Here is a 15,786-nt window from a genome sequence, read left to right on the forward strand (position 1 = left end):
GCGGTTAATGTCGCGGCCCGTATGAGCTTGCGCCCCACGCCCCGACCCCAACGATACAAGGCCCCGAAATGACACCCGAATTCGCGCCCGAAGGTTTGTTTTCTCTGCTCCAGGGTCCGGCCCTGTCGCGGCTGGAAAGCACCCCGGTGTCGCGCGGCGCCACGTTGATCGCAGAAGGGTCGACCGCCGATGCGATGTTCCTCGTCGAAACCGGTCGCTTCCGGGTGGAACGCGATGGCGTCGACCTGGCCGAGATCGGTGCGGGCTCGGTGATGGGAGAAATCGCGTTTCTAACCGGCTCGCCCCGCACCGCCGATGTTGTCGCCGCCCGCGACAGTCTGGTCTACCGTATCGACCGCGATGCCTATACGCGCCTCTGTGCCGAGGTCGATGGGCTGCCGCAGGCAATGGCCGAAGAGCTGGCAATGCGTCTGGCCCGCACATCTGCCCGTGTGCGCCCCGATCCCGGCCGCCCACCTGCACGGACATTTGCGATTCTGCCCGCCGCAGGCGCCCCGTTGCCGGAGCGGTTCGTGCCCGACCTGACCGAGGCGATCCGGCAGCACCACAGTGTCGCCGTCGTAACTCAAGATCGCCTCATCGAAGCCTTGGGCGCCGATGCGAACCCGACCAGCCCCCAGGCCATTGCCTGGCTAAACACCCAGGAACGCAGCGCAAACATTGTGCTGTTCATCGCCACGCCCGAGGCCAGCGACTGGTCCCGCGCCGCGCTGAAACAAGCCGATCAGGCCGTGTTTGTGGCCCAGGCTGTTCATTATCAGCCACCCTCAGAACTTGAGGAATTTGCTCTGTCCATCCTGCCTGAGAGCCAACGCAGGCTGGTATTGTTGCATCCCCACCGGATGCAGCGGGCCGCGGGGACCGGGCGTTGGCTGGATACCCGGCCGGTTTTCCTACACCACCATGTGGCGCTGACGGGCGGCGATGCCGATATCTCGCGTTTGGGCCGGTTTTTGTCTGGCCGCGCGATTGGTTTGGTATTGTCAGGTGGCGGTGCTTTTGGCGTCGCGCATGTCGGCGTTTTTCGGGCGATGCGGGATCTTGGCCTGCCCGTCGATATCGTCGGCGGCACCTCTGTCGGTTCAGCCATGGCGGGTGCCATCGCGCTTGGGGTCCCGCCCGAAGATATCGGGCCGCGGGTCGAAGAGATCTTTGTGCGGTCCGGTGCGATGCGGCGTGTCACGGTCCCGAAATTTGCTTTCCTTGATCACAAAGTGTTGGATGCCGCACTAGTCGAGCATTTCAGCAACGAGCCGATCGAGGATCTTTGGATGCCTTACTATGCCGTTGCCGCTGATCTGTCGGCGATGGAGGCCACGGTGATCCGGCGCGGCCCATTGTGGCAGGCCATCCGGGCCTCCTCGGCGATTCCGGGTGTTCTGCCACCCTTCTTCACCTCCGATGGGCGGATGCTGGTGGATGGCGGCTGCATCGACAATATGCCGTTCCGCACCATGCACGGGCTCAAAACAGGCCCCAATATCGTGGTGAATGTGCAAAAGGCGACCGACAAGCTGGTTCACGTGGATTATGACAGCCTTCCGGGCCGCGGCGCGTTGCTGGCGCAAACCGTGAACCCCTTCGCGAAACCTAGCGCACGGGTACCGGGTGTGATCTCAACCGTGATGCGGTCCCTGCTGGTCGGACAATCGGATATGATGGCCGACCTTAACCCCACCGATTTGATGATCCGCCCGCCTGGCCTGACCGGTGCAGGCTTCCTTGCTTGGGGACAGCACAAGCTGTTTTACGAGATGGCTTACAAGCACGCCTCCGACATCTTTGCCGGCTTGGAGGCCAAGGACGATCCCCAGATGTTCGCCCTCCGCCGCGCTGCAACCGGTGCCCCAGCCGAGCCCGATCTCGATCAAGGCGCCGCCTGATCGCCTCGCGCGACCCGGCACGGCACTTTCGCCTATGCAAGATCCCGCTGCGCATCCCAAGAAAAATCGGACCCGAACGGAGTATCATCGCCGGATCGAACGAGTCGTGGATGTGATCCGTGCCGACCCTGCCCATCCCTTCACAATCCGCGCGCTTGCAGATCACGCCGCGTTTTCCGAGTTCCACTTCCACCGCGTTTTTCGCGCTGTTACCGGCGAGACAGTGGCACAATGTATTCGCCGTTTGCGCCTGGAAATGGCAGCGACGGCTCTAGTCTATCATCGAAACACGGCCATTACCGAGATTGCGTTGAATTGCGGATTTTCCAGCAGCGCGAACTTTTCCAAGGCATTTCACAAAGCACATGGCTGCGCGCCAAGCCTATATCGCCGACAGCGTCCCGCAGATTTCAGATTGCGCAGGATGGGAAAAGCTTTACGCGCTACGCCCGTTTATCCCGACGGCATGAGTATCGATGTTGATATCCAAGATCTGCCCGACCGGCATCTGGCCAGCCTGCGCCATGTCGGCGCCTATTCCCACGCCGCGATCAGCCGTGTTTACGCGGAGTTGGGCGCTTGGCATCGCGCCGCGTTTGGTCTTCCAACCCCTGAGGCCTCGATCAACATAACCTGGTCAGACTCAGTCTTGGCAGAAGAAGAAACCTTCCGTCTCGATATCTGCCATGACGTTCCCAAGGGCACCAAACCTTTGGGTCGTGTGGCAATCCGCACCCTGTCCGGCGGACGGGCGGCTTGCGCGCGGGTTTCTCTCAAGACCTCTGAGATGCACCGTATTTCGAAGTATTGGGATTGGTTGTTTTCGGATTGGTTGCCGCGATCGCGGGCTGATCTGGGCAATCGCCCCGCATATGAGATCTACCGCCCCAACGCGGACAAAACGGGTTTCGACATCACACTCTGCCTTCCCCTGACCCCCAAATCTGCGGAGTATAATTATGACTGATGCATTTAACCTGATCCCCATCGGCAGCTGCGAGAGTGTGGATGGCCTATTCGGCATTCGGCTGACGCCTGAGTGTCGCGATGGCCTTATTGGTCTGTCGGGGTTCAGCCATGCGATCGTGCTGTGGTGGGCCGATCAGACCGATAGCACCGATCAGCGTGCGCAAATGACCGTCCCACGGCCGTACACCGCCACCTCCGAGGATTTCGGCGTTTTCGCAACGCGATCCGAGGCGCGGCCAAATCCCATCGGCCTGTCGGTCTTTTCAATCGCCTCCGTGGATCATCAGGCGGGGCTCGTGACGTCGCATTACTTCGATCTGCTCCACGGCACGCCGATCCTTGATATTAAGCCCTATGTCCCGGCTTCCGACCGCGTGATCCAAGCCCAGACACCTACTCATTTCGACCATTGGCCGACATCTCTGGAGGCTGCTGCGGCCTTCAACTGGGACAATGAGTTCCGCGAGTAGACTGCACCCGAGAGAACCGCCCTCGCGAGGCGGACCGGCGCTGGACACATGCCCGGCGCCTGACTAAAATCGAAAGCGTTATAGGAGGACCCTGCCGATGACTCAGACAGTTTAGCGATCAAACCCCGCGGTCGCGTGCCGCTTGCTGTCTTTCATCGGAGAAATCCCTTGCACCCTATCATCTATGACGTGGCGGTCTCCGCCGATGGCTACATTTGTGGCCCCGATGCGGACGTGTCCGCCTTTCCCCATAGCGGCCCAATCGTGGACGATTACATGGCCCGACTGCAAAACTATGCCGTCGCGCTTATGGGCCGCGCGACCTACGAATTCGGCTTGGCCCACGGCTTACCGCCGGGCGCCAATCCCTATCCGCATATGCGCAGCATCGTGGTCTCCTCCAAGCTCGAACTGCCTGAGACGTCGGAGATTGAGCTTTGGCGCGATCTGTCAGCTCTGAATACGCTGCGGCAACAGGCCGAGGGACCGATCTATCTATGCGGCGGTGGCGTGCTTGCCCAAGCTCTGGCGCAAGCGTGCCATCTGTCAGAATTGCGGCTGAAACGCGCGCCCTGCATCCTGGGCAGTGGGATACCGCTTTTTGCACCCGGCACGCCGTCTTTCACATTGTCGCTACTGGAGCAGCGCGACTACGGCAACGGACTGCTATATCAGGCCTTCCGGATTCCCTGACCTCGACGGGGACGCGCAGCCGGGTCATTGGTTGCGTGTCTCCTATTTCAGAAAAGGACCCTTTTCATGCGCCTTGCCCTGCTGACCACCGCCGCCCTTGCCGCCTTTGCCCTACCCGCCGCCGCACAATCCGAACTCGAACGTTTGGAAACCGCATCGGAGGCCGCCGGCCAAAACATGGCGACGTTCATGATCGCCCGCGCACCCCAGTTGGAACCCGTGATGGTCGATTGGGAATGGGATGAGGAGATGCGCGAAGTGGGCCAATGCACTCTCAACGAGATCCGCAGCGTCGGCGGCGATCAAGCGGCCACGGACTACGTCGTTGCGATGGAAGCCTTCGCCACCACTCAGATCACGTCGATGGAACAGATGGGCGCTGCGACCCCTGTGCCGCTGAACGAAGACGTTGCGATGACCATCGCCACCACCTGCCGCGCCATGGAAGTCTCCATGCGCCGGATGGAGGAAAGCGGCATGATGCAGATGATGATGGACCCCGCAACCATGCAGGCCCTGATGTCGGAGTGATTTTACGCCGGCACTGGTCATCGCTGGGTCGAAGGCGCCAAGTCCGTGTGGATCTGGCGCCTTAATCACGCGACCCGTCTGCGCTCAATCATAGCGCGGACGGCTACATCCCTCTCCGGATCTGCAACCTTTCGCCCATCACGACGGCTTTGATCAAAATCAAAGCCCCCGAGGCACCGCTCTGCAATCTTGGTTACAGGAGGGAGAAGCCAACATGTATTCCAAAATTCTCGTACCCGTCGATCTGGACCATATCGATAAGCTGGCCAAAGCGCTGGACGCCGCCGCGCAAGCGGCACAGGCCTCAAGTGGCACGGTCGTTTATGTGAATGTGGTTGATGCCGTCCCGACCCCATCGCCGCGCACCGAAGGGGAGCGTATGGCCGAACGTCTGAAAGCATTCACAAAAGAACAAGCCGAAGCCCACGGGATTGCAACACAAGATCATGTGGCGTTGCGCGGCGATCTGCATCTGAATGTGGGCTCCGATATCATCAGAACCGCAAAAGAGGCCGAGTGCGACCTTATCGTTATGGCCAGCCACATCCCGGGCATTCGTGACCATTTCTTGTCATCGAATGCCGGATATGTCGCAAGCCATGCGCCAATCTCGGTACATATCGTGCGGTGATCGTCACCAGGGCCCGCCACACCATTCATCAGCGAAAGGCGTGCAGGCAGTCACCGCGGCACAGGCCTTTGAGGCTGTCCTGATGAGCACATCGCCCATCATCTATCACCTGCGACCGCACGACCTGCGGGGGGCGGCACTGGTTCCGCTTAACACTCTGCGTGACGCTCACCCGGATTTGTTCGACCGCCATATGGCCAAGTATCTCGGGCGGGCGGCCATTCCAAGTCGTCCCCTACCCGAGCTTGGCTGTCATTGGGGCGATTGTGTGCAATTCTCGACCGTCCACCCGGCGGCAATCCGGTCCGCAATGCTTGAGACTGGGCATAGCTGGCCACGCGATGGTCTGCGCTTCTTGGCAATCCCGGTCGAAAAGGCCGGGCTTTCAGCAAGTACCACAGCGATCTGGCTGTACACAAACGCCGGGCCAAGCGCTGATCTGGGGGCCGCCAAAACGGATGTAGTCGCTTATTCCTCTGAGCGACTTGCCACGCTTGGAGAATTGCCGGTCGGCACCACAACGTATTTCCACGAAATGCATGCCCTGGGGCGCCCACCACTTTTGTTTGTCGGCATTCCGCATGTCCTGCATCGCGGCCCGGTCGCGCTGGATGAAGCCATCGATATCATCGTCTAAGCGCTGTCAGCCATCCATGCGGATCACCGCATTGCTCGGGTCATAGGGTGAATCCTCCACAACCTCTGCATCATAAAGCTCGCGGAACATCCGTACCTTCAACTTGGTGCCCGGCACTGCCAGGTCAGGGCGCACATAGCCCATCCCGATGCTTTTGCCGAAGGCCACCGAATACCCACCCGAAGTGAGGCGCCCGACCTTTTCGCCATCCCACAAAAGCGCCTCGCGCCCCCAAGGATCGGCATCGTCGGGCCCATCCACCAGCACCGTCACGCAAGTCGACCGAATACCCAAGGCCTGCATCGCCGCCTTGCCGTGGAAATCCTTCGACAGATCCACAAACCGGTCCAAGCCAGCCTCCAGAGGCGTCGCATCCCGGCCCAGTTCGGTACCAAAGGCGCGATAGCTCTTTTCCTGGCGCAACCAGTTCTGCGCCCGCGCCCCGACCGGTGTCACCCCCTCGGCGATCAGCAGATCCCAAAGATAGCAGCCCATCTCCATCGGGTGGTGCAATTCCCACCCCAACTCGCCGGTATAGGCCACCCGGACTGCGCGGATCGGACACATGCCCAGTTCGATATCGCGCACGCTCAACCAGGGGAACCGCTTGTTGGACAGGACGGTATCAGGGTCCGCATCCTTCACCAACCGACCCATCACCTCGCGCGCTTTCGGCCCGGCGATGGCGAAAACGCCCCACTTCGTGGTCACGTCTTCCTCATTAATCCGGCCGAACCGGTCCTCCTGCTCCATGATATTCTTGTATAGGAAATCCTGATCATAGGCGTGCCAGGCACCCGCGGAAATCAACGTATAATCGTCCTCACCCGTCCGAATGATCGTGTATTCGGTCCGCGTCGTGCCCGCATCTGTCAGCGCATAGGTCAGGTTGATCCGCCCGACCTTGGGCAGTTTGTTGCAGGTGAACCAGTCGAGGAAACCGGTCGCGCCCGGCCCGCTGATCCGGTGCTTGGCGAAGGCCGTGGCATCGATCAGACCACACCCCTCGCGCACTGCCTGTGCTTCAGCCCGTGCATATTCCCACCAGCCGCCGCGACGGAATGAGCGCGCATCATGATCCGAGAAGGCATCGGGCGCATAGTAATTCGGTCGCTCCCACCCATTCACACAGCCGAATTGCGCGCCCAATGCCTTCTGCCGGTCATAAGCAGGCGCAGTGCGCAGCGGGCGGCAGGCAGGTCGTTCTTCGTCGGGATGGTGGAGCACGTAAACATGCTCGTAGCATTCCTCGTTCTTGCGTGCCGCATATTCGGTCGTCATCCAATCGCCGCCATAGCGCTTGGGATCGAGCGAGGCCATGTCGATCTCGGCCTCCCCCTCCACCATCACCTGCGCCAAGTAGTAGCCGGTGCCACCCGCCGCGGTGATCCCGAACGAAAACCCCTCCGCAAGCCACATGTTCCGCAGCCCCGGCGCGGGACCGACCAGCGGATTGCCGTCGGGCGTGTAGCAAATCGGACCATTGTAATCGTCCTTTAGACCGGCGGTCTCCGAAGACGGGATCCGATGGATCATCGACATGTATTCTTCTTCAATCCGTTCTAGATCCAAGGGGAACAGATCCGCGCGGAAGCTCTCGGGCACGTCATAAAGGAACCTGGCGGGTGCGTTGCGCTCGTAGGGCCCGAGGATCCAACCGCCCCGTTCTTCGCGCACATACCATTTGGCATCGGCATCGCGGAGCACCGGGTGTTCGCCATTCTCCTTGCGCCAATCGACCAGCGCCGGATCAGGCTCTGTGACAATATATTGATGTTCAACCGGGATGGCTGGGATCCTGATCCCAAGCAGCTTTGCGGTGCGCTGCGCATGGTTGCCTGTCGCCGTCACCACATGTTCGGCCTTCACCACGATTTGCTCGTCGGAAGGCACCAGGTTGCCGCCTTTCTCGACCGTTTTCGTGCAGGTCACGGCCCAATGATCGCCGCGCCATTCATAGCCATCCACCTGCCACTTGCGCTCGACCGAAACGCCCCGCTGCCGCGCGCCCTTGGCCATCGCCATCGTCACATCGGCTGGGTTAATGTAGCCATCGGTCGGGTGATAAATCGCGCCGATCAGGTCTTCGGTGCGGACTAGCGGATAGCGCTCTTTGATCTGCTCGGGCGACAGCCATTCAAACGGGATCCCCACCGTTTCAGCCGTGCTAGCGTAGAGCATATATTCGTCCATCCGCGCCTGGCTTTGGGCCATCCTTAGATTGCCTACCACGCTGAAACCCGCATTCAGGCCAGTCTCTTCCTCCAGCGTTTTGTAGAACTTCACAGAGTAGTCGTGGATATGGCTGGTTGCATAAGACATATTGAACAGCGGCAGCAGACCCGCGGCGTGCCAGGTCGATCCGCTGGTCAGCTCGTCTCGCTCCAGCAGAACCACATCCGACCAACCCGCCTTTGCCAAATGATACGCGATCGAGGTCCCGACGGCGCCGCCGCCCACAATCAGTGCTTTCACTTGGGTTTTCATCGCTCACGCCTCGCCGCTAGAAATCTGGCCCACCGTGACCGATCCGGGCCAAGCGCGCCTTGCCCACCCGACACAACGCCGTAGAAAAACGACATGCATCGCATCAGCCCGTTAAGCGCCTTACCTCAAAGGGCACGTGCCTGCAGATAGACTTGCAGGCCAGGCCACTGCTCTTGATATGATCGGCGCAGCAACAGCGATGGCATCACATCTCGGGCCCATAGGAGGCCATCGGCCCCCCTTCTTCGATCAAGGGCGCCCACGCGAAGCGCAGGTTGTGCGGCAGATCAATGTGTCTGGGCGTGCCTTCGGGCAGCGGACGGAAGCCGCGATCTGCCACGTGCTGAACTTGAAAGCCTTGGCGCCCGGCGCCAATCCATGCTGCCCCCCCGGCCCACTAAAGAGGAATGGTCCGCCGCCTAACAGCCTATTCCACGCTTCGCCGCACCAACACCATGACCGACCATAGCAACAAGACTGGCAATACGATTACACGCAGGACGAAGATCCCGATAATCGTGAGCGTGGCCGAGAACAGCGTGTCCGCCTCGCGGGTGAACACCGCCGCCGCATCGACATAGGATTGCACCGATTCCCGCGCACCGTTGATCGCTGACAGGAAACCCGACAGCATCCCGTCGGAGTTCTCGGCCGTTTCCAGTAATTCCGCTTCGCCCGCGCCAATCAACACGCGCGCCTCTCCCGCGACGGCATCCAGCTCAGACATCGCGGACATCCACTGTGCCTGCGTGGCGACCTCGCCCAGCCAGACGCCACCCGCAAAGACCAATGGCAAGACCAACCCCAATGCAACGCCCAGACGCACTGCCCTTAGGCTGGCTCGCGCCACCGATCCGCGTCCGAAACCATATCCCAACAATCCCAGGCCCAGCACGACTAGGCCCAATGCCGCCACCGGTTCCAGCCCGACAACCGCCAGTGCCGCGCCGGCTGCCACGGCAAAGACCACATCGGCCACACGTTCTACCGTGTCATCCACGGGCTCCAGCACCTTCAAGGGCTGAACCGAGGCCTGCGCACCGATGGAGGCACCAACCTCGACCTCCTGGGCTGCGGACAGGGCCGCGTTGATCGCACGAAGCGAAACATACACACCCGCCGTCACCGCCGCGATATCTTCGGCGGCGCTGATCGCGGGTGGCACAGCCGGATTGGCAGATCGACCGGATAGATCCACCAAACCCACCAACAGACAGACCAATCCAGCCAATGCCAAAACGATAGGCCGCCAGATCGACTGCCGCGCGGCGCCGTCGCGCGCATCGGCACGCAAAACGGGGCGGTCCGGCGCAGACGGTGCACGCAGCGGCGGCTCCTGTCGCCCGCTCACAGCATGCTCGGCACGACCAAGTCCGGCGGTCGGTGCCCGTCAGAAAAGGTCTTGATATTGATCAACACCTTCTCTCCCATCTCAATCCGCCCCTCCCGTGTGGCGCTGCCCATATGTGGCAAAAGAACCGCATTGGGCAATTCGCGCAGACGCGGGTTCACTTCACGGCCCTTTTCGAACACGTCCAGACCAGCGCCCGCAATCTCACCGGCGCGCAGCATCCGAGTGAGCGCATTCTCGTCGATCACTTCCCCGCGCGACGTGTTCACGATCACCGCTTCGGGCTTCATCAGTTTCAGGCGGCGCGCATTCATCAGGTGAAACGTGCTGGGCGTATGGGGGCAATTCACGCTGACCACATCCATACGCGCGATCATCTGATCCAGGCTTTCCCAATAGGTCGCCTCCAAAGTCGCTTCGATATCGGCATGGACACGGCGGCGATTGTGGTAGTGCACCTGCATCCCGAAAGCGGCGGCGCGTTTGGCCACAGCTTGGCCGATCCGTCCCATGCCCAGAATGCCCAGCCGCTTGCCGGCCACGCGTCCGCCCATAAAGGCCGTCGGCGCCCAGCCATCCCAATTGCCACGCTCCATCACATCCATGCCCTCGGGCACACGACGCAGAACGCCCAGTATCAGCGCCATCGCCATATCGGCGGTGTCATCGGTCATTACGCCGGGTGTGTTGCTGACCAGAATGCCGCGCTGGCGCGCGGTGGCCACATCCACATGATCCACTCCAGCGCCATAATTCGCGATCAGCTTTAACCGATCACCGGCCTGGCCCAGCATACCGCCATCGATCCGGTCGGTGATGCAGGGCACCAACACGTCGGCGCGGGCCATTGCGTCGACCAGTTCCTCGCGGCCCATGGGGCGATCATCTTCGCGCAATTGCACGTCAAACAGCTCGCTCATCCGCGTTTCCACGGCCTCCGGCAACCGTCGCGTAACGACAACACTTATCCGCTCACTTGCCATGGGGTTCCTCCGAACGCTTGGGTCTTGCCTGTGAAAGTGACACTCTACGAACGCCACCCGCGGCGCAAGATCGTGGGGGTGTTTGAGGTTACATGCGCGGTCCCCGACCAAGGCCGCATAAGGGCAGGAGACATCATGATCCGGATTGTTCTGATCGGCCTGCTGGCATCCTGTGCCAGTACGTTTGCGTTGGCACAGACCGCACCGCAACCGCGGCCTGAGACGATCAGCCCCCTGACCTTGACCGCCGCTCCGGTTGACACGCCCATCGCCGAACCCGCAGCTGAAATTGTCGGCCCTGTCACCGGATTTCCGCTGCCACGCTTCGTGTCGATGCGCGCGACCGAAGGCAATGCCCGCCGCGGACCTTCGCGCAGCCACCGCATCGATTGGGTGTTCACCCGCCGCAATATGCCGATGATGATCGTCGCCGAACACGGCCATTGGCGCCGCGTGATCGACCGCGACGGTGCGGGCGGTTGGATGCACTATTCGCTCTTGTCGGGTGAACGCAGCGCGATTGTTGAAGTGGACATGCTGGCGCTTCATGCTCGACCCGATGCCGCGTCCCATGTCCGCGCCCATGCCGAGCTTGGCGTGACCGGGCGCCTGCGCGAATGCCAGCCCGGTTGGTGCCTGATGGAGGTCGAGGGGTTTCGCGGTTGGGTTGACGCCAATGCCATATGGGGCGTCGATCCGGGTGAGGTCTTTGACTGACCCATTTCCTCGGCGTGTTGCACCTGGTCGATACGGCGATTGATCTGCGGATCGGGATCCTCGAAGATCATCACGCCGCTCTATGGCCAATCTAATCGCGGAGGGCCCATTCATGCTCACTGGTGCGTGCCATTGCGAAGCGGTCCGCTGGACCTTCGAAGGCGATCCCGGTAGGGCGACCGCCTGCAACTGCACAATCTGCCGCCGCTATGGCGCACTTTGGGCCTATGGTTGGGAAGATCAACGCATCACAACGCACGGCGAGACCGAGATTTATGTCCGCGGGGATCGCAAATTGGGGTTTCATCATTGCCCAAACTGCGGTTGCGTCACCTGGTGGCGCGAGCTGACGCCGCGTTCCGACGGACGCACTCAGATCGCGGTAAATCTGAGAATGGCGGATGAACCCGACGCGATCGCGCATCTGTCTGTTCGGCATTTCGACGGGTTGGTGGCCTTCAAAGAAACTCCAAATCAAATCGGTTGCGTTGCCGATCTTTGGTTCTGATCAGATCGCAGCCGCATGGGCCCGGCATATCGGGGTACGCAGGCATCAGTCTGACCAACATACCCCGATCCAGTCGCATCGGTCTGGCGCAGATCGATCAGGCGACCCGATCCAATCCACGCCCCTTCAAAAGAGCGTCGATAGTCGGCATCCGGCCTCGGAACGCGGTGTAGAGCACATCCGCCTCCTGGCTGCCCCCCGCTGACAGGATATTGTCTTCAAGCGACTTTGCCATAGCCGTATCAAATGGCCCGCCCGCCTCTTCAAAGGCTGCGAACGCATCGGCATCCATCACTTCGGACCACATATAGCTGTAGTAGCCGCTGGAATATCCATCACCCGCAAAGACATGGGCGAAATGCGGTGTGGCGTGGCGCATGGTGATCGCACGCGGCATCCCGATGCGCTCCAACGTGGCCGCCTGGGCCGCCATCGGATCGCTTGGCGTCGCCCCGTCATGAAAATCCAGGTCGACAAGCGCCGAGGCCACGTATTCCACTGTCGCAAAGCCCATATCATAGGTTTGCGCGGCCAAAAGCCGGTCCAACAGATCCTTTGGCATCGCCTCGCCCGTATCCACATGGGTGGCGAATTCCTCAAGAACCTCAGGTACTTCAAGCCAGTGCTCATAAAGCTGGCTGGGCAGCTCTACAAAGTCGCGCGCCACCGAGGTGCCGCTGATCGACACATAGGTCAAATCGCTCAGCATCTGATGCAGAGCGTGTCCAAATTCGTGAAACAGAGTGCGCGCATCGTCATAGGACAAAAGCGCAGGGTCGCCCTTGGTAAAGTTGCAGACATTCACGACAATCGGGCGCGTATCACCGCCCAGTTTTTTCTGCGAACGCATCGCCGAACACCACGCACCCGACCGCTTGCTGCCACGCGCGAAGTAATCGCCTATGAAAACGGCTATATGGGCGCCATTCCGCGTCACCTCCCAGGCCCTTGCATCAGGGTGGTAGAGGTCAATTTCCAGCGGCTTGAATTCCAATCCGAACAACCGATTGGCGCAATCAAATGCAGCCTCGATCATCGCCTCCAGGCTCAAATAGGGCTTTAGCTCGGCCTCATCGAGGTCATGTTCGGCCTTGCGCCGCTTCTCCGAATAATAGCGCCAATCCCATGGCTCCAGCGGGCCGTTCACGCCGTCTTCGGCCATCATCGCGGTCAGCTTTTCGGCATCCGCCTCGGCCTGCGCTTTCGCGGGGGCCCAAACAGCCATCAGCAATTCGCGCACGTTATCTGCCGATCCCGCCATCTCGGTTTCCAGCTTGAACGAAGCGAAATCCTTGTAGCCTAACAGCTTCGCGCGTTCGTCGCGCAATGAGAGTGTCTCGGTAGCGATATCACGATTGTCCGTTTCGCCGCCATTTGCGCCCCGCGCCGCCCAGGCCCGGAACGCCGTCTCGCGCAGATCCCGACGCGGTGAAAACTGCAGAAACGGTACGATCAAAGATCGCGACAGCGTCACCACCGGCCCATCGACGCCTTTCTCCTCGCCTGCCGCGCGTGCGGCATCCACCACAAAATCCGGCAAGCCGTCCAAATCCGCCTCGCTCAATGCCATGAACCATTCCCGCTCATCGGCCAGCAGGTTCTGCATGAATTCCGTAGCCAACACTGCCAGACGCGACTTGACCTGTTTCAACCGGTCCGCCTCAGTTCCCTGCAATGCAGCGCCTGCGCGGACAAAGTCGCGATGGGTCAGTTCCAACACCCGCGCCTGTTCGGCGGTCAGATCCAATGTTGCGCGCCGCTCCCACAAATCGGCGATCCGCGCAAACAGCTTAGCATTGCTGGTGATTTCCGAGGACAATGCCGACAATTTCGGCGCAAAATCACGCTGCAGGGCCTCGCGTTCCGGTGTCGCATCCGAACCTGCCAGATTGTAGAACACACCCGCCACACGGTCCAAAACAACATCCGACATCTCCAGCGCATCGATCGTGTTTGCGAAGGTGGCAGGCTCAGGATTGTCCGCGATCGCCATTGCCCCCGCGCGCGCCTGATCGATCGCCTGCGCCATCGCAGGCGCGAAATGCGCATCTTCAATTGCCGCGAAAGGCGGCATCTCAAACGGCGTTTCCCAGGTCTCAAGCAGCGGGTTGGTCATCAGAGATCTCCTTTCTCCTAAAGATAGGTCTGAACCTTGCCGTCTACACCCTTCTCTGTTTCAAAAAATATCCTGGGGGCGAGGGGCGACGACCCAAAGGCGAACGAAGTGAGCCACCAGCGACGCCGCAGGGCAGCGCAATCCCTAGCGCCGCTCCCCTTGCCGCAAATAGACTTCCAACCGTCTCAGCAGCAGCGACAAACCGACCGTCATCGTCAGGTAGATCAACGCCACCACGTTGTAGGTCTCGAAATACCGGAAATTCGACGCGGCAATCACTTTGCCCAACTGCGTCACATCCAAAACCCCTAAAACCGATACCAGTGAGCTGTCCTTCACCATCGCCACGAAGTCATTGCCCAAGGGCGGCAGGATCGTTCGGATCGCTTGGGGAAAAACGATGTGCCTGAAACGATTCCAGCGGCTGAGCCCCAGCGCATCGGCCGCCTCCAATTGCCCCACATCCACCGATTGTAAACCAGCGCGGAACACCTCGGCAATGAACGCGGAATAGCCCACCGCCAACGCGATGATCGCCCGCCATAGAAGCGGGAAATCCCGCGTGCGGATCGCTTCCCCACCCAAAACTTCGGCCACCCAATTATACCCCGCGACAATCGCTGGAGCGAACACGAAGGCCACATAAAGCAGAAGCACGATGATCGGCACACCGCGGACAATCTCGATATAAAATCGTGCGATTTGCCGCAGCACCAGGCTGCGCGACAGGCTCATCAACGCCAGGCCCATCCCCATCAGCGACGCCATGGTGAACCCAACCAGCGTGACGAACACCGTGATCCCGACGCCTCGTTGCAGGGTCACAACCAATTGCTGATAAATCGGATCGCTGGCCATGCGCCACACGGCAATCAGCGCCAGGACGCCAAGCGCCACAAGCCACCAGGGAAAGTCTTTATCCTGCGGTGCGGGGTACAGCATGGGGGAGGCTACGCGTCGGCAGGCCCGGCGCGCGGTGCTCTACTGGCCCAGGGCGTAGTCGACAAACCACCTTTGGTCGAGCTCTTCCAATGTCCCATCCGCGCGCATCGCCTCGATACCGGCATCGAAGGCCGCGACCAGATCGCTATCATTGGGGAAGATGAAACCGAATTCTTCAGTGCCGAGCGGGTCGCCAATCATTTGCAAGCGGTCAGGATTGGCGCTGACATATCCTTGGCCCCCGGCGCTATCGGCCAGAACCATATCCACATCACCCGAGATCAGCGCTTGGATCGCGGCGGGGATGGTCTCGAACAAAACCAGCCGCGGGTTCGCTTCATCCCCATCCAGCACGTCATAGACCCCCACATAGAACGGGGTCGTCCCTGCCTGCGTGCCGATCAACAACTCTTCATCGGCGGCGAATTCCTCAGCGGTACTGAACCGGGTTTCATCGGCTCCGACCAGCATCCGCATCTGGCTGACCATGTAGGGCGCGCTAAAATCGACCAATTCATCACGGTCTTCGCGGATGGTGATCCCGGTCATCCCCATATCATATTGCGCCTCAGAGACGGCCGGGATCATCGCATCCCAAGAGATATTCTCGATCACCGGGGTAAAGTTCAGACGTTCAGCAAGGATCTCCAGCGCGTCATATTCCCAGCCAATGGCCAAGCCGCTGACCGGATCGATGAATTGCAGCGGCGGATAGGCGTTTTCGGTCACAACCACCACCTCACGCCCCTCGAGATCAGGCAAATGCCCGTCAGCGGCGGCGGCAAATGGGGTCAGCGCAGCAAGCGCAATCGCGATCAGGCGGGTCATGTCAGGTCTCCCATGTTGG

General features: G+C 60.6%; 16 protein-coding genes. 9 read left to right on the top strand and 7 right to left on the bottom strand.

Annotated elements, in window-relative coordinates; all coding sequences use genetic code 11:
• Positions 1-68: 68 nt before the first annotated feature.
• From V8J82_RS04565 to V8J82_RS04595, 7 genes are all read left to right on the top strand, one after another.
• Positions 69-1,904 carry a patatin-like phospholipase family protein gene (locus tag V8J82_RS04565; RefSeq protein ID WP_339972601.1) on the top strand — a complete coding sequence of 612 codons (1,836 nt, stop codon included), beginning with the start codon at positions 69-71 and terminating at the stop codon, positions 1,902-1,904.
• Between the two features lie 34 nt (positions 1,905-1,938).
• Complete coding sequence (locus V8J82_RS04570) at positions 1,939-2,871, top strand: AraC family transcriptional regulator (protein ID WP_339972603.1); 933 nt, start codon at positions 1,939-1,941, stop codon at positions 2,869-2,871.
• Positions 2,864-3,343 carry a TrmO family methyltransferase domain-containing protein gene (locus V8J82_RS04575; RefSeq protein ID WP_339972604.1) on the top strand — a complete coding sequence of 160 codons (480 nt, stop codon included), beginning with the start codon at positions 2,864-2,866 and terminating at the stop codon, positions 3,341-3,343. Before V8J82_RS04570 ends, V8J82_RS04575 begins: the two co-directional genes overlap by 8 nt.
• Before the next feature lie 168 nt (positions 3,344-3,511).
• The gene (locus V8J82_RS04580) at positions 3,512-4,036 is read left to right on the top strand and encodes a dihydrofolate reductase family protein (RefSeq protein WP_339972606.1); all 525 of its coding nucleotides are present in this window, start codon (positions 3,512-3,514) and stop codon (positions 4,034-4,036) included.
• 66 nt (positions 4,037-4,102) lie between these two features.
• Positions 4,103-4,567, top strand: a complete 465-nt coding sequence (locus V8J82_RS04585; RefSeq protein WP_339972608.1) for a hypothetical protein — start codon at positions 4,103-4,105, stop codon at positions 4,565-4,567.
• A 214-nt stretch (positions 4,568-4,781) separates the two neighbouring features.
• Positions 4,782-5,198, top strand: a complete 417-nt coding sequence (locus V8J82_RS04590; protein ID WP_339972610.1) for a universal stress protein — start codon at positions 4,782-4,784, stop codon at positions 5,196-5,198.
• Between the two features lie 82 nt (positions 5,199-5,280).
• Positions 5,281-5,835, top strand: coding sequence for a hypothetical protein (locus tag V8J82_RS04595; RefSeq protein WP_339972612.1), 555 nt, complete (start codon positions 5,281-5,283; stop codon positions 5,833-5,835).
• 6 nt (positions 5,836-5,841) lie between these two features.
• Here the strand turns inward: V8J82_RS04595 and V8J82_RS04600 are convergent, their stop codons facing one another.
• The 4 genes from V8J82_RS04600 to V8J82_RS04615 all read right to left on the bottom strand — a co-directional run bounded on the left by V8J82_RS04600 (position 5,842) and on the right by V8J82_RS04615 (position 10,656).
• A complete protein-coding gene (locus V8J82_RS04600; RefSeq protein WP_339972614.1) occupies positions 5,842-8,322 on the bottom strand; it encodes a GcvT family protein in 2,481 nt (826 codons plus the stop codon).
• Positions 8,323-8,527: 205 nt separating this feature from the next.
• Positions 8,528-8,662 (bottom strand): hypothetical protein, encoded by a 135-nt coding sequence (locus tag V8J82_RS04605; RefSeq protein WP_339972616.1) that lies wholly within the window; start codon positions 8,660-8,662, stop codon positions 8,528-8,530.
• Positions 8,663-8,749: 87 nt separating this feature from the next.
• Complete coding sequence (locus tag V8J82_RS04610) at positions 8,750-9,673, bottom strand: hypothetical protein (RefSeq protein WP_339972618.1); 924 nt, start codon at positions 9,671-9,673, stop codon at positions 8,750-8,752.
• The gene (locus tag V8J82_RS04615) at positions 9,670-10,656 is read right to left on the bottom strand and encodes a 2-hydroxyacid dehydrogenase (protein WP_339972620.1); all 987 of its coding nucleotides are present in this window, start codon (positions 10,654-10,656) and stop codon (positions 9,670-9,672) included. Before V8J82_RS04615 ends, V8J82_RS04610 begins: the two co-directional genes overlap by 4 nt.
• A 135-nt stretch (positions 10,657-10,791) precedes the next feature.
• Between V8J82_RS04615 and V8J82_RS04620 the strand changes: the two genes are divergently transcribed.
• Both V8J82_RS04620 and V8J82_RS04625 read left to right on the top strand, forming a co-directional pair.
• The gene (locus tag V8J82_RS04620) at positions 10,792-11,373 is read left to right on the top strand and encodes an SH3 domain-containing protein (RefSeq protein WP_439650031.1); all 582 of its coding nucleotides are present in this window, start codon (positions 10,792-10,794) and stop codon (positions 11,371-11,373) included.
• 112 nt (positions 11,374-11,485) lie between these two features.
• Positions 11,486-11,881 (top strand): GFA family protein, encoded by a 396-nt coding sequence (locus tag V8J82_RS04625; RefSeq protein ID WP_339972622.1) that lies wholly within the window; start codon positions 11,486-11,488, stop codon positions 11,879-11,881.
• Positions 11,882-11,978: 97 nt separating this feature from the next.
• On the opposite strand, the gene V8J82_RS04630 is transcribed toward V8J82_RS04625, so the two are convergent.
• The 3 genes from V8J82_RS04630 to V8J82_RS04640 form a co-directional block, all read right to left on the bottom strand.
• Complete coding sequence (locus tag V8J82_RS04630) at positions 11,979-13,997, bottom strand: M3 family metallopeptidase (protein ID WP_339972624.1); 2,019 nt, start codon at positions 13,995-13,997, stop codon at positions 11,979-11,981.
• Positions 13,998-14,141: 144 nt separating this feature from the next.
• Positions 14,142-14,939, bottom strand: coding sequence for an amino acid ABC transporter permease (locus tag V8J82_RS04635; protein ID WP_339972626.1), 798 nt, complete (start codon positions 14,937-14,939; stop codon positions 14,142-14,144).
• Between the two features lie 39 nt (positions 14,940-14,978).
• Positions 14,979-15,767, bottom strand: coding sequence for a transporter substrate-binding domain-containing protein (locus V8J82_RS04640; protein ID WP_339972628.1), 789 nt, complete (start codon positions 15,765-15,767; stop codon positions 14,979-14,981).
• Positions 15,768-15,786: the final 19 nt, after the last annotated feature.

Source organism: Gymnodinialimonas mytili (genome assembly GCF_037544085.1).
GTDB classification, from domain to species: domain Bacteria; phylum Pseudomonadota; class Alphaproteobacteria; order Rhodobacterales; family Rhodobacteraceae; genus Gymnodinialimonas; species Gymnodinialimonas mytili.